The organism is Streptomyces anulatus (genome assembly GCF_014650675.1).
GTDB lineage: Bacteria > Actinomycetota > Actinomycetes > Streptomycetales > Streptomycetaceae > Streptomyces > Streptomyces anulatus.
The window spans coordinates 113,615-134,735 of sequence record NZ_BMVK01000010.1 but is presented as its reverse complement, the minus strand read 5'-3'; the positions used below and the strand labels follow the sequence as shown (position 1 = coordinate 134,735).

The 21,121-nt window shown below is 72.0% G+C and carries 19 protein-coding genes; 11 read left to right on the top strand and 8 right to left on the bottom strand.

Annotated features, from left to right (window positions below; translation table 11 throughout):
• Positions 1-269: 269 nt before the first annotated feature.
• Positions 270-2,402, top strand: a complete 2,133-nt coding sequence (locus IE272_RS24140) for a SpoIIE family protein phosphatase (RefSeq protein WP_050362981.1) — start codon at positions 270-272, stop codon at positions 2,400-2,402.
• 72 nt (positions 2,403-2,474) lie between these two features.
• Here the strand turns inward: IE272_RS24140 and IE272_RS24135 are convergent, their stop codons facing one another.
• A complete protein-coding gene (locus IE272_RS24135; RefSeq protein ID WP_190007950.1) occupies positions 2,475-3,116 on the bottom strand; it encodes an LAETG motif-containing sortase-dependent surface protein in 642 nt (213 codons plus the stop codon).
• 247 nt (positions 3,117-3,363) lie between these two features.
• On the opposite strand from IE272_RS24135, the gene IE272_RS24130 reads away from it, so the two are divergent.
• Positions 3,364-4,065 carry a histidine phosphatase family protein gene (locus IE272_RS24130; RefSeq protein WP_050362979.1) on the top strand — a complete coding sequence of 234 codons (702 nt, stop codon included), beginning with the start codon at positions 3,364-3,366 and terminating at the stop codon, positions 4,063-4,065.
• A gap of 76 nt (positions 4,066-4,141) precedes the next feature.
• On the opposite strand, the gene IE272_RS24125 is transcribed toward IE272_RS24130, so the two are convergent.
• The 3 genes from IE272_RS24125 to IE272_RS24115 all read right to left on the bottom strand — a co-directional run bounded on the left by IE272_RS24125 (position 4,142) and on the right by IE272_RS24115 (position 6,296).
• Positions 4,142-4,630 (bottom strand): GNAT family N-acetyltransferase, encoded by a 489-nt coding sequence (locus tag IE272_RS24125; RefSeq protein ID WP_050362978.1) that lies wholly within the window; start codon positions 4,628-4,630, stop codon positions 4,142-4,144.
• A gap of 39 nt (positions 4,631-4,669) precedes the next feature.
• On the bottom strand, positions 4,670-5,773 hold the full coding sequence (locus IE272_RS24120; protein ID WP_190007948.1) for a DUF6397 family protein: 1,104 nt from the start codon (positions 5,771-5,773) through the stop codon (positions 4,670-4,672).
• Between the two features lie 109 nt (positions 5,774-5,882).
• Positions 5,883-6,296, bottom strand: a complete 414-nt coding sequence (locus IE272_RS24115; RefSeq protein WP_050362976.1) for a roadblock/LC7 domain-containing protein — start codon at positions 6,294-6,296, stop codon at positions 5,883-5,885.
• Positions 6,297-6,437: 141 nt separating this feature from the next.
• Here IE272_RS24115 and IE272_RS24110 point away from each other — a divergent pair, with 141 nt between their 5' ends.
• The gene (locus tag IE272_RS24110) at positions 6,438-6,866 is read left to right on the top strand and encodes a PPOX class F420-dependent oxidoreductase (RefSeq protein ID WP_056704435.1); all 429 of its coding nucleotides are present in this window, start codon (positions 6,438-6,440) and stop codon (positions 6,864-6,866) included.
• Positions 6,867-6,890: 24 nt separating this feature from the next.
• Here the strand turns inward: IE272_RS24110 and IE272_RS24105 are convergent, their stop codons facing one another.
• Positions 6,891-7,472: a GTP-binding protein gene (locus IE272_RS24105; RefSeq protein WP_373304189.1), complete on the bottom strand. Its 582-nt coding sequence runs from the start codon at positions 7,470-7,472 to the stop codon at positions 6,891-6,893.
• Between the two features lie 435 nt (positions 7,473-7,907).
• On the opposite strand from IE272_RS24105, the gene IE272_RS24100 reads away from it, so the two are divergent.
• From IE272_RS24100 to IE272_RS24080, 5 genes are all read left to right on the top strand, one after another.
• On the top strand, positions 7,908-8,273 hold the full coding sequence (locus tag IE272_RS24100) for an ArsR/SmtB family transcription factor (protein WP_007459400.1): 366 nt from the start codon (positions 7,908-7,910) through the stop codon (positions 8,271-8,273).
• A complete protein-coding gene (gene mgtA / locus IE272_RS24095) occupies positions 8,257-11,067 on the top strand; it encodes a magnesium-translocating P-type ATPase (protein WP_190007944.1) in 2,811 nt (936 codons plus the stop codon). Before IE272_RS24100 ends, mgtA begins: the two co-directional genes overlap by 17 nt.
• Before the next feature lie 89 nt (positions 11,068-11,156).
• A complete protein-coding gene (gene tatA / locus IE272_RS24090; RefSeq protein WP_050362973.1) occupies positions 11,157-11,321 on the top strand; it encodes a Sec-independent protein translocase subunit TatA in 165 nt (54 codons plus the stop codon).
• 218 nt (positions 11,322-11,539) lie between these two features.
• A complete protein-coding gene (locus tag IE272_RS24085; RefSeq protein WP_190007942.1) occupies positions 11,540-12,115 on the top strand; it encodes a TerD family protein in 576 nt (191 codons plus the stop codon).
• Between the two features lie 58 nt (positions 12,116-12,173).
• On the top strand, positions 12,174-12,776 hold the full coding sequence (locus IE272_RS24080) for a class I SAM-dependent methyltransferase (RefSeq protein ID WP_190007940.1): 603 nt from the start codon (positions 12,174-12,176) through the stop codon (positions 12,774-12,776).
• An 87-nt stretch (positions 12,777-12,863) separates the two neighbouring features.
• Here IE272_RS24080 and IE272_RS24075 read toward each other — a convergent pair whose 3' ends face one another.
• Positions 12,864-13,769, bottom strand: coding sequence for an oxygenase MpaB family protein (locus IE272_RS24075; RefSeq protein ID WP_056704442.1), 906 nt, complete (start codon positions 13,767-13,769; stop codon positions 12,864-12,866).
• 204 nt (positions 13,770-13,973) lie between these two features.
• Between IE272_RS24075 and IE272_RS24070 the strand changes: the two genes are divergently transcribed.
• Complete coding sequence (locus IE272_RS24070; RefSeq protein WP_190007938.1) at positions 13,974-14,834, top strand: hypothetical protein; 861 nt, start codon at positions 13,974-13,976, stop codon at positions 14,832-14,834.
• A gap of 11 nt (positions 14,835-14,845) precedes the next feature.
• Here IE272_RS24070 and IE272_RS24065 read toward each other — a convergent pair whose 3' ends face one another.
• On the bottom strand, positions 14,846-15,028 hold the full coding sequence (locus IE272_RS24065) for a tail-anchor membrane protein (protein ID WP_050362970.1): 183 nt from the start codon (positions 15,026-15,028) through the stop codon (positions 14,846-14,848).
• A 59-nt stretch (positions 15,029-15,087) separates the two neighbouring features.
• Entirely contained in the window at positions 15,088-16,179 is a 1,092-nt protein-coding gene (locus IE272_RS24060) for a fatty acid desaturase family protein (RefSeq protein WP_190007937.1), read from the bottom strand.
• A gap of 257 nt (positions 16,180-16,436) precedes the next feature.
• Between IE272_RS24060 and IE272_RS24055 the strand changes: the two genes are divergently transcribed.
• Together IE272_RS24055 and IE272_RS24050 are read left to right on the top strand one after the other, a co-directional pair.
• Complete coding sequence (locus IE272_RS24055; protein ID WP_190007935.1) at positions 16,437-19,499, top strand: SCO1167/SCO6262 family helicase; 3,063 nt, start codon at positions 16,437-16,439, stop codon at positions 19,497-19,499.
• Positions 19,496-20,899, top strand: a complete 1,404-nt coding sequence (locus IE272_RS24050) for an SWIM zinc finger family protein (protein ID WP_190007933.1) — start codon at positions 19,496-19,498, stop codon at positions 20,897-20,899. The genes IE272_RS24055 and IE272_RS24050 overlap by 4 nt, the downstream gene beginning before the upstream one ends.
• Positions 20,900-21,121: the final 222 nt, after the last annotated feature.

Sequence of the window (21,121 nt, the reverse complement as noted above, 5' to 3'; positions counted from 1 at the left end):
GCTCCGCTCGCTGGACTCGTGGGACACGTCCATGGTCGCGGACGGTCCCCGGCTGCCGATCCGCGCCCCCCGGATCGGGCTTGGGGACATACGGAAACAGAGGCATACGGGCGCAGAGGCATGCGGCAGCAGGGGCGTGCGGGAGCGTGGGGCTCGGGGTGCAAGGGCTGCGGGCGAGCCGCTGTGGCACTCCGATGGTTGCGGCTCGACAATTGAGGCCTACGGGGTCCGCCGACGTGCGGCCCCGCCGGACGACCTCCGGAGCTGGCATGACCGACGACGAACGGCGGCAGGACGCCGAGGCCTCTCCGCTCCGCCGGATCGACCGGAAGACCAACGGTGAGATCCGGCCGACGGAACGCCTCGCCATGAACGGGACCGGCAGCTTCGACTGGGACCTGGACGCCCGGACCCTGGACATCGACGAGGCCGGGCTGATGGTGTTCGGCGTGGATCCGGCGACGTTCGACGCACGCCCGGGCGCGCTGCTGGAGCACCTGGAACCGGCGGAACGGGCCCGGCTCGACGTCACGATCGACGAGGCCATCACCGGCGGCAACAATTCCTACAGCGTGCACTTCCGTGTGCCGCTGGACGACGGGACCACACAGTGGACCCATGTCCAGGCTCGCATTCTGCGCTCGAAGGACGGCAGGGCCCACCGGATCGTGGGGGTCGTCCGGGACGCGACGGCGGAGGTCACCCATTCGGCCTTCGTTCTCGATCTGGAAAAGCGGCGGCAGCGCCAGACCAATATCGTTGAACGAACAACGAGCGCCATGTCCCGTGCGGTGACCGTGGACGACGTGACGGCCGCCCTCACCGGGCCCGGCGGGCTGGCCCGGCTCGGCGCCGACGGTCTCGCCCTCGGGCTCGTGGAGAATTCCGCGCTGAACATCGTCGCGCTGAGCGGCGAGTCGCTGGAGGTGCTCGACGGGCTCGGCTCCGGTGGCCTCGACCGCAACCTCCCCCTCGCGGACACCATCCGCAGCGGACGCCCCCGGTTCATCACCTCCCTCGCCGCGCTGGCCCGTCGCTACCCGGAGCTGGAGCCGCATCTGGGGAAGCTGAGGTTCCGGGCGGCGGCGTATCTTCCGCTGGTGGCCCAGGCCCGGTCGCTAGGCGGCCTGGCCCTCTTCTACCGCGAGCGCACGGTATTCAACGCGGACGAGCGCATTCTGTGCCTGGGCCTCGCCGCCATCGTGGCCCAGTCCCTGCAACGGGCGATGCTCTTCGACGAGGAGCGGGAATTCGCCACCCAGCTCCAGTCCGCGATGCTCCCGCCCCGGATACAGGACGTCGAGGGCGGCGAGATCGCGGTCCGGTACCACGCCGCGTGGAGCGGCCGACAGGTCGGTGGCGACTGGTACGACGTGATCACCCTGCCCAAGAACCGTTACGGGCTGGTCGTGGGGGACGTTCAGGGGCACGACACCCACGCGGCCGCGATCATGGGCCAGTTGCGTATCGCTCTGCGCGCGTACGCTGCCGAGGGGCACCCGCCGGCCACCGTGCTGGCTCGGGCCTCCCGCTTCCTCGCCGAACTGGACACCGACCGCTTCGCCACCTGCACCTACGCCCAGGTCGACCTGGCGTCCGGAGCGGTGCAAGTGGTACGGGCCGGACACCTCGGCCCCTTGATCCGCCACCTCGACGGGCGGGTCGGCAGCCCGCAGGTGCGCGGCGGGCTGCCGCTGGGCACGTCAACGGACCTCCAGGACGAGGAGTACCCGGAGACCCGGCTGGACCTGGTGCCCGGTGAGACGTTCGTCCTGTACACGGACGGGCTGGTGGAGGAGCCCGGAGCCGACCTCGACACCGGGATCGACGCGCTGCGCAACGAGGTGAGCACCGGGCCCGCAGGGGCCGAGGCGCTGGCCGATCACCTGTCGGAACGGCTGTGGGAACGGTGGGGGTCGGGGGACGATGTGGCCCTCCTCGTCCTGCGCCGGAGCCCGGACGTGGGTTCGTCGCACGCGCCTCGGCTGCACCAGTACATTCACCAGGCGGACCCGGAAGGACTCTCGGACGCCCGCGCGATCGTGCGCCAGGCCCTCGCCGACTGGGACATGGCCGAATTCGCCGACGACGCCGAGCTCGTCACGGGCGAGTTGCTGGTGAACGTGCTCCTGCACACGGAGGGCGGAGCCGTCCTGACGCTGGAAGTGCTGCCCGAACCGGTACGGCGGATCCGGCTGTCGGTCCAGGACCGGTCCAGCGCCTGGCCCCGACGGCGTACGCCGGGCGAGACGTCCACCTCCGGCCGGGGACTGCTCCTGCTCGACGCGGTCGCCACGCGCTGGGGGATCGAGCCCCGGGGTGAGGGCAAGGCCGTCTGGTGCGAGATCGGCCCCGCTCCCCCGCCTGCCACCCTGCCGCCACCGACGGTCGCGGCAGGGTGACGGACGAGACGGGGGTGTGCAGCAGCACCGCGGTGACGCGGTGCTGCTGCACACCCCTCGACCGCGGGAGCGTCAGTTCTGAGCGGTACGCCGCTTGCGGACGGCCCACAGGATGCCACCACCGGCCAGCAGCACCGCGACAGCGGCGCCGCCGATGACCGGCGTCGACGACGACGAGCCGGTCTCGGCCAGGTCCGGCGAGCTCGGGCTCGGGGCGGGCACGGCGGGCGCCGACTCCGAAGGCTGCTCACTGGGGGTGGCGCTCGGCTCGGGCGTCCCGGTGGACGGCGTCTCCGACGGAGTCGGCTCGCTCGGGACCGACTCGGTCGGGGTCGGCGTGGGGCTGGGCTCCTCGTCGCACACCTCCGCCGTCTTCGACTCGTCGATGGAGTGCTTGCCTTCGCCGTCGGCGTCCTTGACGACCAGTCGGACGGTCACCGGCTCGTCGTGCTCGGGAAGCGTCAGCTTCTTGTGGAACTCACGGCCGAACGTCTCGGTGGGCAGCAGGCCCTTGCCGTCCACCGTGACAGTCACCGTATTGGGGACGTCACTCGTGTAGTTGGCGAGGTCAACAGTCACCTCGGAGCAGGTCACGGCCCAGGTGGGGGTGTGAGCCGCGGCCGGACCGGCGGAGATGACGCCTCCGGTCAGACCGACGACCGCAGCGGCCACGAGTGCTCCCGCGCCACGCCACGATCTCCTGGGTATGGTCATGGATTCTTCCTCCAGATACGTCTCATCGCCCGAATGGCGGTGGGGCGCACAGTACTGCCATCGCCCAGGAACGGCGCAGTCGCCCCATGCGTAACCCGTCGCACCAACTCAGGGCACAGACCCGCCACTTCCGGCCATGCGGACAGACCTCACGTCGTACTGTCCTCCAGGATGGCCGAATGAGAGGATGGGTTGTGCATCTATCTCCCGCCGCCTGCGCGCCTGAGCCTGGAGCATGACCCGTTCTATGCGATTGCTGCTGATCCGCCACGGCCAGACACCGTCCAACGTCGGTCACTTCCTGGACACCGCGCGGCCCGGCCCCGGGCTCACCGACCTGGGACTGCGGCAGGCAGCCGCCCTCCCCGGTGCCCTCGCCGGGGAGGACATCGCCGCGTTGTACGCCTCCACCCTGACCCGTACGCAACTCACGGCCGCACCCCTCGCCGCAGAGCGGGGCATCGAGGTCCGGATCCGGGACGGGATCCGCGAAGTGTCGGCCGGTGACCTGGAGATGCGGGCCGACGAGGATGCCGCGCGGCAGTACCTGACGACCGCCTTCGCCTGGTCCGCCGGGGACGTCGCCCGCCGGATGCCCGGCGGCGAGAGCGGGACGGAGGCGCTCGCCCGCTTCGACTCCGTGGTGGCCGAGGCAGCGGGGGCCGGGGAGCCCGGGACCGTGGCGCTCGTCAGTCATGGTGCCGCTATCCGTGTGTGGACAGCGGCCCGCGCACGGAACGTCACGGTCGGATTCGCCGCCGAACACAGCCTGGACAACACGGGCGTGGTCGTGGTCGAGGGCTCACCGGACGCGGGATGGACGGCTCTCTCCTGGGCCGGGACCGTCGTCCCGGAGGTCACCGCGAGCGGCGCGGCGGACGGTGGACCGGCAGGGCGCACGCTGTCGGGCCCGGAGCTGGGACCGAGTGCGGATCATCCCTTCGGCTGATCGCCGCACCCGCTCCCGCCGGTGGGGTCATGGCGACGTGAGGACGCCCTGTCATCGCCCAGTCATCGCCCTCTCATCACAGGGCCTTATGCATGATGTGAAGCCCCACATAGCCCTGGGTCGGGTGGTTGAAGCCCTCCGGAAGGGTGCCGATCACATCGAAGCCGATCGAGCGGTACAGCTTGACCGCATGGGTGTTGGACTCGACCACCGCGTTGAACTGCATGGCCCGATACCCTTCGGCGCGCGCCCAGTCGACCGAGTACTCGCACAGTGCCCGCCCCACTCCCCGGCCGGAGCGAGCGGGGTCGACCATGTACGTGGCACTGGCTATGTGCGACCCGTTGCCCATGTGGTTGCGGTTCATCTTCGCCGTGCCGAGCACGGTCCCGTCATCGTCCACGGCAACGACGACTCGGCTCGGCGCTGCGACGAACCACCAGCCTTCGGCGTCCTCCTCACCGAGATCGAGCGGATAGGTGAGCGTCTCGCCCGCGGAGACGATCGCATGGAAGAACGGCCAGATGGCGGGCCAGTCCTCGGGGGTTGCTTCCCTGATCAACATGCGGACAGGATGGCTTATCCGAACGATCGGCGCGAAAACTTATCCGGCGCCCCGCCCCCGCCACCCCAGCCTGGCGAGCAGCCCCTTCCCCGTCGGCACGCCCGCCGCAGGGGAGCCTGACGCCCCGGGGCGGAAGGACGGCGGCGCCGGCTCGGCGACGGGTGCCGGAATCACGGTCCCGGTGCGGGACCCGGCCCCGGCCGTCGGCGGCGTTCGGATTCCTCCGTCGTCCCCGGGGCGCGGCGCCGGCCGGTCCTCGCGTGCCCCGTCCAGCTCCAGAGTCAGGTTGACCCGCCGCCAGAGGATTTCGTCGGGATCATCGGCCAGCATCAACTCCCCCATCGCCTCCCTCGCCGCCATGGACCCCGGACGTCCGAAGACCGGCTCCGGCCTGACCCGTACGAGGTAGGCGCGTTCGTAGGGGTCGTCCACCACTTCCGCCAGTTGCACCGGGTCCAGTGCCGACGCCTGAACCGCCGTTCGCACCCAGGGGTCCCTCGTGCGGTTCAGCAACCGGTCGATGCGTTGCGAGCGCCAGTTGCGCGGCCGCCAGTCGGCGCCCGACTCAAGCATCGTGCGCATCCCCAAGGGCGTCCGTCCGGCAAGCAACTCCGGTTCCCGGGACGCGAAGGCGGCAAGCTCGTCCGCGAGATAGAGCCAGACCACCGCGCGATACCTGTTCAGATAGAACGTGACCGGTGAGACGCAGCCCGCCCGGGCCAGCCGGGTGAACCGTGCCGGAGCGATGTCCAGCAGGGCCGCTCCTTCCGCTGTGCCGACGGTGCGGACCCGCTCCGCCAGACCATCGGGGAAGCCCGGCTGCTCCCGCAGGCGCGCGATCTCCTCCTCGTGCACCCGTGGCCGCCCGCCGCCCGGTGCGCCGACGACGGCGATCAGCCCCAGGTGCACCGCGAGCTCGAACTCAGCACGCCGGATACCCAGCTCCTGGGCCGCACGCCCGGCCGCGACCGTCGCCGCCGGGGCGGCGGACGAGGTGGGCCCACCGTCGCCCTCCACCCGCGTGCTGACGTCCTCTGCCCGGGCGTCGGCCCGGACGTTCCCGCACTCGGCCCGCGCGCCCTGAGTCCCGGCGTGCACGGCCTGGTGCCCGGCGTGCGCTCGGAGCACTTCCTTGACCGTCATGATTGTCCTCCCCCGTCGGCTCGAATACTCTCCGTGATCACGGTAGCCCGAGGGAGTCATCGCCCGTCACCCCTGTGGATAACTCTTCACCGGCGACGAGAAGTGCAGGTCAGAAGGGTCCGACATCCTCGGGCCCGCCTTGGCGAACGGAGACTCCGAGGTGTTCGCCGACCCGGTTGACGAGCAGGGTCATCTCGTAGGCGACCTGGCCGACATCGGCTTCGGCCGCGGTCAGCACGCACAGGCAGCTGCCGTCGCCCGCGGCCGTCACGAAGAGCAACGCCTCGTCGAACTCGACCATGGTCTGGCGTGCCCGGCCCGCCCGGAAGTGGCGCCCCGAGCCGCGCGCCAGACTCTGCAGACCGGAGGAGACCGCCGCCAGATGCTCCGCGTCCTCGCGGGCGAGCCCGGTGCTGGCCCCGGTGACCAGTCCGTCGTTCGACAGCACCAAGGCGTGCCGTATGAATTGCACCCTGCTGGTGAGATCGTCAAGGAGCCAGTCAAGTCCCCGGTCAAGCGGCATGTGCTCGTCCTCCCCGTACCCTCGTTCCCCGTACCCCGCTACGCGCGTAAGCCTCGCGCAACGGCCCCGTGGGGGCAAGCGCCCCTCACCTCTCGGGGCGCCGCTTCGCGCCATGCGGGGATCGGGCCGAGGATGGCGCCCATGGCACACCACATGACCGAAGAAGAATGGCGGGCCTTCCTCTCGAAGGGCACGCGCACGGCGAAGGTTTCGACGGTGCGGGCCGACGGCAGTCCGCACATCGCACCCGTCTGGTTCCTTCTGGACGGCGACTCGGTGGTCTTCAACACCGGCAAGGAGAGCGTGAAGGGGCGCAACCTCGCACGTGACGGGCGGGTCGCCCTCTGCGTCGACGACGACCGGCCTCCGTACGCGTTCGCGGTGGTGCAGGGGCATGCCGAGCTGAGCGAGGACCCCGGGGAACTCCTGAGGTGGGCGACGCTGATCGCCCACCGATATGTGGAGGCCGATGCCGCCGAGGAGTTCGGTCGGCGCAACGGCGTGCCCGGCGAACTGGTCGTGCGCGTGCGGATCGACAAGGTGGTCGCGATGGCCGACATGGTCGGCTGACGGACGGACCGCGATGCCGGGACGTCAGCCGACGGCGGCGAGGAGCCGGGCGGTGTGCATGCGCCCGGCGTACTCGACCGTACGGATCAGGACTTCTTTTCCGGATGCCCGGTCGCGGGCGTCGCACGGCACGACCGGCGTGCCCCGGTCGAGGTCGAGGGCCCGGGCGACGTCGTGCTCCGTATGGTCAGGAGCGCCGGGGAACCGGTTGACGGCGACGACGAACGGGATCCGCCCGCGCTCGAAGTAGTCGACGGCGGCGAAGCAGTCCTCGAGCCGCCGGGTGTCCGCGAGCACGATCGCCGCGAGGGCGCCCTCGCACAGGTCGTCCCAGAGGAACCGGAAGCGGTCCTGGCCCGGCGTGCCGAACAGGTGGAGCGTCAGGCCGGAGTGGACGGTGATACGGCCGAAATCCATCGCTACGGTCGTGGTGGCCTTCCCCGCCACCCCGTCGATGTCGTCCTGACCCCGCCCGCTCTCGCTCAGCGTCTCCTCCGCGTACAGCGGGCGGATCTCGCTGACCGAGCCGACCAGGGTCGTCTTCCCGGCCCCGAAGCCGCCGGCCACAACGATCTTCAGGGTGAGCGCGATGTCCTCCCCGATCATGCTCCTGCCGACGCTCCCGGAGGTGCGGCGGTCGGCGCGGGTGCTCTCGTCGCTGTCGATGTGCTCGGGCAGCATGCGTCCCTTCTCTCTCTTCAGGAATCGCGGGGATCGCGGGGATCGCGGGCACACTTCAGGGATCGCGGGGATCGCAGGGATCGTGGAAATCTCCTCGCGTCTCGCGCATCGCTATGGGCCGACAGCATGGCAACCGGTCCACTTCGTTCGAGCGGGTTGATCGTTCTTGACCGATGTGGCTTCGCCGCAGTCGCTCCTTGCTGCATCCCGACCTCATTGCGACTCCCTCGGTCGGGTCGGATGCCCCGCGCGGACCTCGGGCCCTACCGGCACTGCCCCTACACTGGTTCTTTTCGGCTGTCCGGAACGGGCGGCGGTGCCGGGTCCGCGCAGGCGGCCCGGGGACGAGGAGATACGAGGGTGTCGACAGGTTCCGGCGGCGGTTTCCAGGATCCGCCCGCGGAGGTGCTGGCGGAGGCCGCGGCGGCGTTCGGGCTCCTGGCGACACCGGCGCGGCTGCACATCGTATGGGCGCTGGCCCAGGGCGAGAGCGATGTGACGGGGCTCGCCGAGCGGGTGGGCGGGACGCTTCCCTCGGTCAGCCAGCATCTGACGAAGCTGAAGCTGGCCGGTCTCGTACGGTCACGCCGTGAAGGCCGTCGGCAGGTCTATCTGGTCGACGATCCCGATGTCGTGACGGTCGTCCGGCTCATGGTCGGACAGTTGGCAGAGCGCGCCGGGCACTCCGCCCGGACGCCGGTCCGCCTGCGTGAGCTCGGTGCCTGAGAGCAGTTCGGCCGCGGGCCCCGGAGGACACGTCACCGCCGGCCCACCGGCCTCCGTCACACCGTTTCCCGGCACGGTCGCCGATGGCGGCACGGCTGCCGTGGCAGGGCCCGGTGGAGACCGTACGAGCGCAGCTCCGGCGCCCGGCACCGGGCCCACTTCCCTGCAGACGCTGCGCGCTCTCGACAGCGGACCGCGCGGCCTGCTGGAGTCGGAGGCCGAGATCCGGCTCGGCCGGACGGGCGAGAACGTCCTGCCGGCCCGGCGGCCCGTGCCCTGGCCCCGCCGTTTCCTGCGCAGCCTTCGGGACCCCTTCACCTCCGTGCTGCTCTGTCTCGGCCTGGTGTCGGCACTCGTCTCCGCCTGGGGCACCGCGGGCGTCATCCTGGCCCTCGTCGGCGTGAGCTGCCTACTGCGTTCGGCCGAGGAGCACCGCGCCGACCGGTCGGCCGCCGCGCTGCGCGAACTGGTGGCGACCACGGCGACCGTGGTGCGTCGCGCCTCGGACGACGCCCCGCCGCTGGAACGGGAGGCGCCGGTCGCCGACCTGGTGCCGGGGGACGTGATCCGGCTGCGGCCGGGCGATCTCGTCCCCGCCGATGTGCAGCTGCTGCGCGACGGCCTCACCGTGCATCAGTCGGCACTGACCGGGGAGTCGGCGCCGGTGGCCAAGCGGGCCCTCGACGTCCCCGATCCCGCCCTGTCCGGGGCCGGACCGTTCGCACAGCCGCAGTGGTGCTTCCAGGGCAGCAGTGTCACTTCCGGCAGCGGCACGGCGGTGATCGTGGCCACCGGTGGGGCGACCCGGTTCGCCGCCGCCCACGACGGCAGGGCCGGGCAACGGGGCACGAGCGCCTTCGACCGGTCGGTCCAGGGCATCTCCTGGACTCTGATCCGTTTCATGCTCCTGACCCCGCCCCTGGTGCTGATGGCGAATGCGGCGCTGCGCGGCCGGGGCCTGGAGACGCTGCCGTTCGCCGTGGCCGTCGCCGTGGGGCTCACCCCGGAGATGCTGCCGGTCATCGTGACGACGACACTCGCGCGGGGAGCCGCCCGACTGGCGCGTACGAGCGGAGTGATCGTCAAACGGCTCCCGGCGCTGCACGACCTGGGGGCGGTCGATGTGCTGTGCCTGGACAAGACCGGCACGCTGACCGAGGACCGGCCCGTCGTCGCGGAGGCGACCGACGGCATGGACCGGCCCGACCCCGACGTGCTGCGGTGGGCGGCCGTCAGTGCGCTGTGGACGCTCCGGCTGGCGGAGCTGCCCTCGGCCGACGCGCTCGACGAAGCGGTGCTGGACGCCGCCGAGGAGTGCGGTCCGTCCGCCGCCGGGGAGGTGGATCCGGAGGCGTACGAGGGGGTCGCGGTGCTGCCCTTCGACCCGGTGCGCCGCGTCGCGACGGCCGTGGTCAGACGGCCCGGACGGCTCGGCGTCCACACCCTGGTCACCAAGGGCGCCGTCGAGGCCGTGCTCGACCGGTGCGTCGTGGGCCGGGAGGAGCGCGACCGGCTGCTCGCCCTGGCGGACCGGAAAGCGGAGACGGGGCTGCGCCTGGTGGCCGTGGCCCGTGCCGACCGGGTCGCCCGGGCCGGTGCGTACACCCCGGCGGACGAGCGGGGGCTGACCTTCGTGGGCCTGGTGGCGCTGCGGGACGTCCCGGCCCCCAGCGCCGCCGACGCGCTGGGGGTGCTCGCGCGGCGGGGTGTGAGCGTCAAGGTGCTCACCGGCGACCATCCGGGCACGGCCGCCCGGGTGTGCGCGGACCTCGGTCTGCGCCCGGAGGGGCGCCCCGGCCCCGACGATGTGGTGACGGCCGACCTGGTGGACGCCTTGTCGGACAAGGAGCTGGTCCGGGTGGCGGACCGGGCCTCGGTGTTCGCGCGCTGCACCCCCGAGCACAAGGCGCGGATCGTCATGGCCCTGCGCGCCGGCGGTCACACGACGGGCTTCCTCGGCGACGGCGTCAACGACCTGCCCGCCCTGCACGCCGCCGACGTCGGCATCTGCCCGCGCAATGCCGTGGACGTGGCCCGGGAGGCGGCGGACGTCGTCCTGGCGGAGAAGGACCTCACTGCGATCGACCGTGCGGTGCTGGCGGGCCGGCGCAGCAGCGGGAACATCGCCACCTATCTGCGGATCACCCTTTCGTCGAATCTCGGCAATGTCATCGCCATGCTGACGGCCGGGTTGATGCTGCCCTTCCTTCCCATGCTCCCCGCGCAGGTGCTGGTGCAGAACCTCTGCTTCGACGCGGCGCAGCTTGCGTTCGCGTTCGAGCGCCCGGCGGCGTCGGTCGTGCGCCGCCCGACCGTGCTGCGTCCGCGCGACTTCCTGCGCTTCATCACGGGTTTCGGTCTGCTCAACGCGGCCGCCGACCTCGCCACCTTCGGGGTGCTCGCGCTCGCCCTCCACAACGCGCCCGGGGACGGCGGGGAGACGGCGTTCCACGCCGGTTGGTTCACGGAGAACCTGCTCACCCAGGCACTCGTCATGATCCTGTTGCGGACCGGTCGCACGGCCGCCGAACGCAGGGCGGGTGGGCCTCTGCGGACCGCCGCGGCGGGTCTCGCCGCGGTCGGCGTCGTCCTCCCGCTCACCCCGCTCGGGCCGCTGCTGGGCATGAGCGCCCTGCCGCCCCTCTACTACCTGCTGCTCGCCTCGGTCCTGGGCCTGTACGCGATCGGGCTCACGGCGGCCCGCCGCCGCTACGAGCGCCGTCACCTGCCGGACGCCGACCCCGTACGGGAGGACCTCGTACGGGAGGACGAGGAAGAGCGCGCCGGACGTTGAGGGGCGCCCGTTCCGACGCGATGCGACAGTTGTACAGTTGCGCAAAGCGGCAACTGTTGCCGCGCGACGGAGAGAGAGGCGGGACCAGCATGTTGCGCAACGGACTGGAACCCTGGCACCTGCTGATCCTGGCGATCATCGTGATCGTCGTCTTCGGCTCGAAGAAGCTGCCGGACACCGCCCGCGCACTGGGGAAGTCCCTGCGCATCCTCAAGAGCGAGGCCAAGGCGATGAAGGACGAGAGCGCCCACTGACCGCGTTACGGGGAAGGCAGGGCGGCAGCCCACCTCTTCCCGCCGCCGCTCACTTCAAGGCTTGCGCAATCCGGGAACCCGGGATGTCGCGCGGAGCGTTTGTACAGGTAGCGGCCACAAGAGTGACAGCACGACAGCACCGGTCACCGGGCCCGGACGCGGGGATGCCGCAGAGCCCGGATCGAACGTGCGGACCGACAGAACACTGGAGGAAATTCATGGGTGTGACCCTGGCCAAGGGCGGAAACGTCTCCCTGTCGAAGGAGGCTCCCGGGCTGACCGCCGTGACGGTCGGGCTCGGCTGGGACGTACGGACCACGACCGGAGCCGATCATGACCTGGACGCCAGTGCGCTGCTGTGCTCCGAGGCGGGCAAGGTCCTCTCCGACAGCCACTTCGTCTTCTACAACAACCTCAACAGCCCCGATGGTTCCGTCCGCCACACCGGTGACAACCTGACGGGTGAGGGTGAGGGGGACGACGAGTCGGTCGAGGTCGACCTGTCGTCGGTCCCCGCCGAGATCGCGAAGATCGTGTTCCCCGTCTCGATCCACGACGCCCAGAGCCGGGGCCAGAGCTTCGGTCAGGTGCGCAACGCGTTCATCCGCGTGGTGAACCGGGCCAACGGCGTCGAGCTCGCCCGTTACGACCTGAGCGAGGACGCCTCCACCGAGACCGCGATGGTCTTCGGCGAGTTGTATCGGCACGGGCCCGAGTGGAAGTTCCGGGCTGTCGGCCAGGGTTACGCCTCCGGCCTGGCGGGCATCGCCTCGGACTACGGCGTCAACGTCTGACCGGACAGGTCGGGTTCCGGTGATGGCCGGCCCGTTCCGGTTGGGCGATCATGTCTCCATGGCCGACGAGCACACCCATCACGTCCTGGACTTCTTCACCCCGCGTGCGGCCGGCTGGGACAGCCGGTTCCCCGACGACGGCCCCGCCTACACCGCCGCGGCCGGGCTGCTCGGGCTACGTCCCGGCGATGCCGTGCTCGACGCGGGCTGCGGGACGGGGCGTGCGTTGCCCGCGCTGCGGGCGGTGGTCGGGCCGGAGGGCACGGTGCTGGGCGTCGACCTCACTCCGGCCATGCTGGAGGCAGCGGTGCGGGCGGGACGGGGGGACAGCGGGGCACTCGTCCGTGCCGACGTCGCGCGGCTGCCGCTGCGGGACGGAGCGCTGGACGCGGTGTTCGGAGCGGGGCTGATCTCGCATCTGGCCCGCCCCGAGGCCGATGCGGCGGAACTCGCCCGCGTGGTCCGGCCGGGCGGAGTCCTGGCGCTGTTCCACCCGATCGGCCGGGCCGCCCTCGCCGCGCGCCAGGGACGCACCGTCACCGACGAGGACCTGCGGGCCGAGCCCCGGCTGCGCGCGCTGCTGGCCAGTGCGGGGTGGGAGCTGGAGTCCTACACCGACGAGGACGACCGCTTTCTCGCCCTCGCCGCCAGGCAGGCCTGAGGCGGCGGGCGCGGCCGGGCCCGCCGCCGTACAGAAGGCATCCGAGCCGTAGGGGCCCGGCGCCTGGACCGCTCGGGGCCCGGCGCGTCACTCGGCGGACGACTGCGACGGCCGACGGCCGGGCACCGGGCAGCCACGGATGCCCGGCGTGGGGAACGTACCGAGCTCCGCGATCTCGTACCCGTTCGGATATCCCTTGATCTCGGGGTTCTGGCGCGCGTAGTGGGGCGTTCGCCGGGGCGGCAGGAGCCGGACGGCACGGGCCCGGAGCCGGAGGGCGCCCCTGGTCACTCCGCGGGCCACCGGACCCGGCCGGGGGTAGCGGAACGCCCTGAGCAACGAGTCGTCCAGGAGCGCGAGGCTGGCGCCGCGCACCAGCGGGGCGAGGGGCGCCGGGTACCAGGATCCCATCAGCGCCAGGGTGGCGTCGGATACCCGACGGCCCCCTTCGTCCCAGCCGAAATGCTCGTCCTCGTAGGCGTCGAGAGTCCGCTCGAAGTCCTCGTAGGTCTCCGGAACATCCTTGATTCCCATGCGGGCGCCGAGCGTGCGGTAGTAGGCGGCGAAGGCGCGCCGCTCGTGGCAGCACAGGCGCCGCCAGCCGAAACCGTCCAGCCAGCGCTTCGGGGTGACGACGAACGTGCACAGGACGTAGCGCATGTCGTCGTTGCTGATGTCGTAGCTGCGGTGCATGTGGTTGATCCGGCGGACGGCCGTGCGGCCGTCGTCGGTGTCGAAGCCGTGCTCCACCACCGTGTCGAGCAGCAGGGCGGTGTCGTCGTAGCGTTTCTGGGAACGCTCCGTCAACTCCGCCGTCTCATCGAGGAGTCGACCGATGCTGGGCACGGCATAGGTGCGGTAGAGGGCCAGTTCGAGGGCACGGGTGATGTCCCAGGGGAACTCGTGGGTGACGGTGAGACGGTAGATCTCCAGGAAGTCCCGTTCGGGGTCCAGTCGCTGAATCTCCTTCAGCCGGTCGTACCGCTTCACCACGCTGTTCCCCCTCGTTCGGCCGGACGTCCAACCTTACGCGGAGGCCTCCCCCGCGCCCGGGCCTTCGGCTTCCCCGCACCCGAACAGGGTGGGCGAGGCTCCGGTTCGCTCGTGCCTGCCGGGGCCTCGACGAGGGGGTTACCGAGTAGTTAGGGTGCGCCGACGGACCACGGGACGCAGGACCGAGCGATGGGCGGGCGGGCGATGAGCGATGGGGAGGACACCGTGGCCGGTGCGGACGATGCGGTCGCCGACGACGCGCTGCTGGTGCTGACCGCGATGCTGCTGACGCCCGCCCGGTTTCCCGGCGTGCTGGGGGACGACTACGTGGCGGCGTGCGGCGCTCTCGCGCTCGAACCGTACGAGGAGGGCTACGGGCTCGTCCTCGGTCAGGACGGCGAGGGGGCTCGGTGGACCGTGGTCGTCGAGGACGCCGCCCAGGTGGCCGTCGCCATCGCCGCCTGGGACTGCGGCATGGAGCACGACCTCTCCCCCGACGAGCGTTCCATGGTGTGTGCGCTGCCGGGCTGGCCGATGGACCTGGCCGTCTCCGCGCCCGGCGTGCCGGAACCGCACGACCCGGAGACGGACGGGGAGGGCCCTGCTCCGCTGACCCCTCCCGATACGGAGGCCTGGGGCCCGGCTCAGCGGCGGCTGGGGGCGGACGAGATCGCCGCACAGTGGTCGGTGTGGCGCGAGCAGCTCGACGACGTGCGGTTCTCACGGCCGGGCGACGAGGGAGAGCCGGAGAACGGCGTTGAGGGCGAGCCGCAGAACGACCCCTCCTCGTCCCCCCGGCACCCCGGTGTGCGCAGGGCGCTGTCCGAGGCGACCGCCTATACGAAGGCCCCGCCGCCGCCCGGCCGGATCCGTTCTTCGTACGCCTCGGCCGACGCACGCACCCTGCGCGTCGACGGTCCGGGGTGGTCGATGGTGGCCCGGACGGACGACATCGCCCTGTTCCTGCTGGACGAGGAGCCGGGCACGGTGATTCCGGTCGGCCGTGGCGCCGCGCTGCCCGGCCTGCTCACGGCGCTGGACGGACTGGCCGCCCAGCCCACGTGACGCCCTCGTGCTCAGCGACCGATCTCCTTGCGGTTGATCCTGCGGAGCCTGCGCCGCTGGGACGGGTCCAGCAGCAGATAGCCCGCCACGGGAACGCCGATCACGATCAGCAACGCCCACCAGAATCCGATCAGGGGCCACAGGATGGCTGCCGCGAGCACTCCCCCGATAGCGACCTTCGCACCATTCGACATGGTCCACGCCTCCTTCGCGGCCGGCGCCGCTCCTGTTGTGTGAACGCGTCCGCGCGTCCTTACGTTCCCCGTGGGCCGCGCTGTCGCAGCGGCTCTCCGACCTCGTGCATGTGCGACAGCGCCTGCCGGTAGGACTCGATCAGTCCGGTCTCCGCGTAGGGCATGCCTATGCCGGAGCAGTGCGCCTTGACCAGGGGCTGGGCGAGGCGCAGGTTGGGGCGGGGCATGCTCGGGAAGAGGTGGTGCTCGATCTGGTAGTTCAGCCCGCCGAGGAACCAGTCCGTCACGACGGCGCCGCGTACGTTGCGCGAGGTCAGGACCTGCCGCTGGAGGTGACCCCAGCGCTCGCCGTCGGGGTCGGGCATCTCCATCCCCTTGTGGTTCGGGGCGAAGGCCATACCCAGGTGGAGTCCGAACAGCGCGTGCAGCACCAGGGCGAAGACGATCGCCTTGCCCGGGGACAGTGTGCTGAGCAGCAGCGTCGCGTAGAGGGCGAAGTGCGCGGTCAGCAGCAGCGCCGAGACGGCCCGCTCCCGCAGGGGCTGACGGCGCAGGAACTGAAATCCGTAGATCTTCAGCGCGATGCCTTCGAGCAACAGCATCGGGAAGAACAGCCGGGCCTGGTTCCTGGTCAGCCAGCGGGCGAATCCCTCACGCTGCGCCGCCTGCTTCTGGGTCCAGACCAGGGCGCCGACACCGACATCGGGGTCCTTGTCGATGTGGTTCGGGTTGGCGTGGTGGCGTACGTGCTTGTCGTTCCACCACGCCTCGTTCATACCGAGGAGCAGGTTGGCGTGGACGAGACCGATCAGCCGGCTCGTCCTGCGGTCGCCGGATATCTGCGCATGCCCCGCGTCATGGGCGACGAAGGCCGTACGGGTCCACAGGACCGCCAGCGGCAGGGTGAGGAGCAGGCTCCACCAGGTGTCGCCCAGCAGGACGAAGCCGGTGAGCACCGCGCCCAGGGCCGCCAGGTTGACGGCGATGCCGAGCACATACCGGTCGGTGCGACGCTCCAGCAGGCCCTGGTCCCGCACTACACGCAGCAGCGGTGCGAAGTCGCTTCCGGCCGCCGCCCCGCGGGCGTCGGCCGGAAGGTCCGGACTGCTTTCGTCGGCGGGATCCGCAACAGTGGCTTTCGCCTGGGGCATGACGTCTCCGGTCTCTGGAACATATGCGCTGACCTCATCGAACGTACGGACCGGGGGTCGGTGGGGACCATGAGGCCACCACCCTGGTTCCCCTGGGGCAGACCCCCGGTCCCGATGGTGGGGCTGGCTGCACCATCGGGACCGGGCAAAGAGAAGAAGTGACACACGTCACATAGACCCACGGCCTGTCGTCGCTCGAAATGGGGTACCCTCGGCGACTCCGCTCACTAGTCAAATTTGAGGAATCTGACATCGCTGTGCACAGGCACCCTGCGGCAACGCCCTCCGAGATCGCCGAACTGTCCCGCTGCTCCGCGGTCTTCGTCCCCGCGGATCCAGCCCGTACCGGCAGGATCGCGTTCTGGAATCCGGACGGTAGCACCCCTTCCGACGCTCCCGGCACCTTGTCGGAGCTGACCGTCGTCGGAACCGACCTGCGGCCCCGTACGGTCACGGCGCTGTGCCTCCCCGTACGGGACGCTCTGCCGGTCCTGACCCGGGCACGCGCCGTCGCGGACGCCTCACCCGCCACCGCTTTCTGGGGCGCCGCCGCGCTGCTCGCTCTCCAGCTCGTCGCCCGCGGCCTCCTGCTGCCGGGGCTGAGCAGGACCGACCACGACGCCTGGCGGATCGGGCCGTTGAGCGCGGAGGACCTCGGACGGATCCGGGAGCTGGCGGCGTCGATGCCGCCGACCGCGCACGCGACCCCCGTTCCGGACGAGGGCGCCGAGCAGCCGGACGGGCCCGGCGGGCCGGGCACCACGGACGGCGCGGGTGGGCCGGGCGGAACGCGGGAGCGGAACGCGGCCGACGGCGCCGTCGGCGAAACGTTGCTGCCCGAACCGGAGCGCCTGCTGCGTGCGTTCCTCGACGCCGTGGCCGACGCGATGCCCCGTACACCGGCCGCCGGGTTCGCCGCCGCCGGTCCCGCGTTCGCCGCCCAGCAGCCGCAGCACCTGCCCGAGGGACGGGCCTGGGCGGCCGATGTGGCGGCCGGTCACGACGCGGGCGTACGGCTCTCGTTGCGTATCGAGGTCGCGGGTGTGACCTCGTCGCGCAGCGGCACGGATGCGGGCCCCGGGGCCGCTCACGATGCCGTCGGGCCGGGGTCCGGTCCGGAGCCGGCCACGCCGTCGTTCCGCGCCGTACTGCAGATCCACAGTGTCAGCGATCCCTCCCTGGTCGCCGACGCGGCCGAGGTGTGGGCGGGCGACTCGCGCACCGCCGCCGCGTTCGGGCCGCGGGCCCGGATGGACGCCCTCCTCACCCTGCGGCGGGCCGCCCGCGCGTGGCCGCCGCTGGCGCCGTTGCTGTCCGCCGCGGTGCCGGACTCGGTGGAGCCGGCCGACGAGGAGATCGCCGAGCTGCTGGGATCGGCCTCGCGTGCCCTGGCCGCCACCGGTGTGCAGGTGCACTGGCCCAAGGAGCTCGCCAGGAAGCTCACCGCGCGCGCCGTGATCGGCCCGGACGACCGGGACTCCACGGACCCGGACTTCATGGACCGGGAGGGCGACGGGCGGACGGCCGGGGCGCGGGAACGCATCGCCGCGGACGCGCCCTCGTTCCTCTCCGCCGATGCCCTGCTGTCCTTCGACTGGCGGTTCGCGCTCGGCGACCAGAAGCTGACCCGCGAGGAGCTGGACCGGCTCGCCGAGTCCACCAGGCCCATCGTGCGGCTGCGCGACCAGTGGGTGCTCATCGACCCCGAGGAGGCCCGCCGGGCCCGGGCGACCCAGGACCGCAAGGTCACCCCGATCGACGCTCTCGGCGCGGTGCTGACCGGTTCGACGGAGGTGGACGGCCGCCGCGTCGAGGTGGCGGCGACCGGCTGGCTCCGGCAGTTGCGGGACCGGCTGGCCGATCCGGAGGCCGCCGCCCAGCAGTCGACCGGACAGCCCGAAGCGCTCACCGCGACCTTGCGCGACTACCAGCTGCGCGGTCTGAACTGGCTGAACACGATGACCTCGCTCGGCCTCGGCGCCTGCCTCGCCGACGACATGGGCCTCGGCAAGACGATCACGCTCATCGCGCTGCATCTGCACCGGCAGAGCGACCGGGACGCGGCCGGCCCGACGCTGGTGGTGTGCCCGACGTCGTTGATGGGCAACTGGCAGCGGGAGATCGAACGGTTCGCTCCGGGCACCCCCGTGCGCCGCTTCCACGGCGCGTCGCGTTCCCTGGAAGGCCTGGTGGACGGCGAGTTCGTGCTGACGACGTACGGCACGATGCGCCTCGACGCCCCCCGGCTCGCCGCCGTGTCCTGGGGCATGGTCGTCATCGACGAGGCGCAGCACGTGAAGAACCCGCACTCGGCGACGGCCAAGCAGTTGCGCACCCTCGGGGCCCGTGCCCGCGTCGCGCTCACCGGCACGCCCGTGGAGAACAACCTCTCCGAACTGTGGGCGATCCTGGACTGGACGACGCCCGGACTGCTCGGGCGGCTCAGCACCTTCCGTACGCGGTACGCGGCAGCGGTCGAGGGCGGCAACGATCCGGGCGCCGCCGAGCGGCTCGCCGCGCTGGTGCGGCCGTTCCTGCTGCGCCGGCGGAAGTCCGACCCGGGCATCGCGCCGGAACTGCCGCCGAAGACCGAGACCGACCGCGCCGTGTCGCTGACGCCGGAACAGGCCGGCCTGTACGAGGCGGTGGTCCGCGAGACCCTCGCGGAGATCTCCGCCGCCGACGGCTTCGAGCGGCGGGGCCTCGTGATGAAGCTGCTGACGGCGCTCAAGCAGATCTGCAACCACCCGGCGCAGTACCTCAAGGAGGAGCAGCCCCGGATCACGGACCGCTCGGGGAAGGTCGAGCTGCTGGACGAACTCCTGGACACGATCCTGGCGGAGCGGGGTTCGGTGCTGGTCTTCACGCAGTACGTGCAGATGGCCCGGTTGCTGGAGGCACACCTGGCCGCGCGCGGGGTGGACACGCAGTTCCTGCACGGCGGTACGCCGGTGGCCCGGCGCGAGGAGATGGTGGCGCGCTTCCAGGCGGGCGAGGCACCGGTGTTCCTGCTGTCCCTCAAGGCGGCGGGCACCGGGCTCAACCTCACCCGGGCCGGTCATGTCGTGCACTTCGACCGCTGGTGGAATCCGGCGGTCGAGGCGCAGGCGACGGACCGGGCGTACCGGATCGGCCAGACGCAGCCGGTGCAGGTGCACCGGCTGATCGCCGAGGGCACGATCGAGGACCGGATCGCCGAGATGCTCACCCGCAAACAGGGCCTCGCGGACGCGGTGCTCGGCTCGGGCGAGGCGGCACTGACCGAACTGACCGATGCGGAACTGGCCGACCTGGTCGAGCTGCGAGGGGGCGCACGATGAGCGATGACTACGAGGACGACTACACGTACGGGGCGGAGTACGGGACGGGCGACGCGGACGCCTCCGACAGGGGCGACGACGGGGCGTCGCGGGACGGCGGGCGCGGAGCGGAGCGTGTGTTCGCGGCGCTTCCCCCCGCGCAGGGCCGGGGTTTCGCCACGTCCTGGTGGGGACTGGCGTGGCTCAAGGCCCTGGAGGACACCGCGCTGGACGGCCAGCAGCTCAAGCAGGGCCGGCGGCTGGCCCGGGAGGGCAGGGTCGGGGCGGTCTCCGTACGACCTGGGCGGATCACGGCCGTGGTGCGGGACCGCGACGGCACGGCCTACCGCAGCGACGTCCTGCTCCAGCAGCTCGGCGCGGGCGCCTGGGACCGGTTCCTGGACATGGCCGTGGACCGGGCCGGGCACATCGCGGCGCTGTTGGACCGGGAGATGCCGCCGCATCTGGTGGAGGACGCGGCGGGCGCCGGGGTCGATCTCCTCCCCGGCATCGGTGATCTGGAACCGGAGTGCACCTGTGAGGCCTGGGACCACTGCCCGCATTCGGGCGCACTCTGCTACCAGGTGGCGCGCCTGCTGGACGAGGACCCCTTCGTCCTGCTGTTGATGCGGGGGCGCGAAGAACGCCGGCTGCTGGACGAACTCCAGGTGCGCAGCGCCGCCCGAGCGGTCCGGGCGGGCGGCGCCGGGGCACGGGAGGGCGCCGACGACGCGGAGCGGGAGGTTCGCGGAGTCCCGGCCGACGAGGCGTTCGCGGCGGCCGGGATCCTGCCGCCGCTCCCCACTCCCCCGCCGGTCCCCGATGAACCGGGGCTCGGGCCTTCCCTGGACACGGAGACCGAGCCCGCGCCCGGGATCGACCCGTCGGCACTGGAGGTGCTCGCGGCCGACAGCGCGGTGCGGGCCCACCGGATGCTGCTGGACGCGCTGGCCCCGGGGCACGAAGGACAGCCCCTCCCGGTCGGGCTGACTCCGCGGCAGGACGCGGTACGGCTGGCCGCGGACACCCGGCCGGAGCAGCGGATCGGGGCCCGGCTGGCCACGGGGTCCGGCCGCCCGCCCGCGGACCTGGACGCGGCGGTACGCGCCTGGCGGTACGGCGGGGTCGCGGCACTCGCCGTGCTGGACGAGGAGTGGACGCCGGACCCGGAGCACCTGGAGCGGGCCCGCACCCGGCTCGGCGAGGCGTGGGAGGCGGGCGAGCGGCCGACGCTGCGGGCGAGCGGGCGGGCCCGCTGGACCGTCGCGGGCGCCGACCTCCAGCTCCGGTTGGACCGGAACGGACGGTGGTGGCCCTACCGCAAGGAGCACGGTCGTTGGGTGCCTGCCGGACCGGCGGACGACGACCCGGCGGGAGCACTGGCGGGGGCCGCCGGCGGGACGCCGGACGCGGCTGTCTGAACCGTCCGGACCTGGGGGCGGAGGCCGGGCCGGGGGCGGGGGCGCAGATGTCGCACGTGCGGGAACCGAGGCGGGGACGGACACCTACTGCGGGGAACCGGATGTCCGGCGGGCTCGTCATCTGCATCGGCGGGGGATCCACGAGCCGGGAGGGGGGCCGCTCCGGCTCAGCTCCGTACGCCCCCGCCCCCGTCCCCGCCCCCGTCCTTGTTCCCTCCCCCA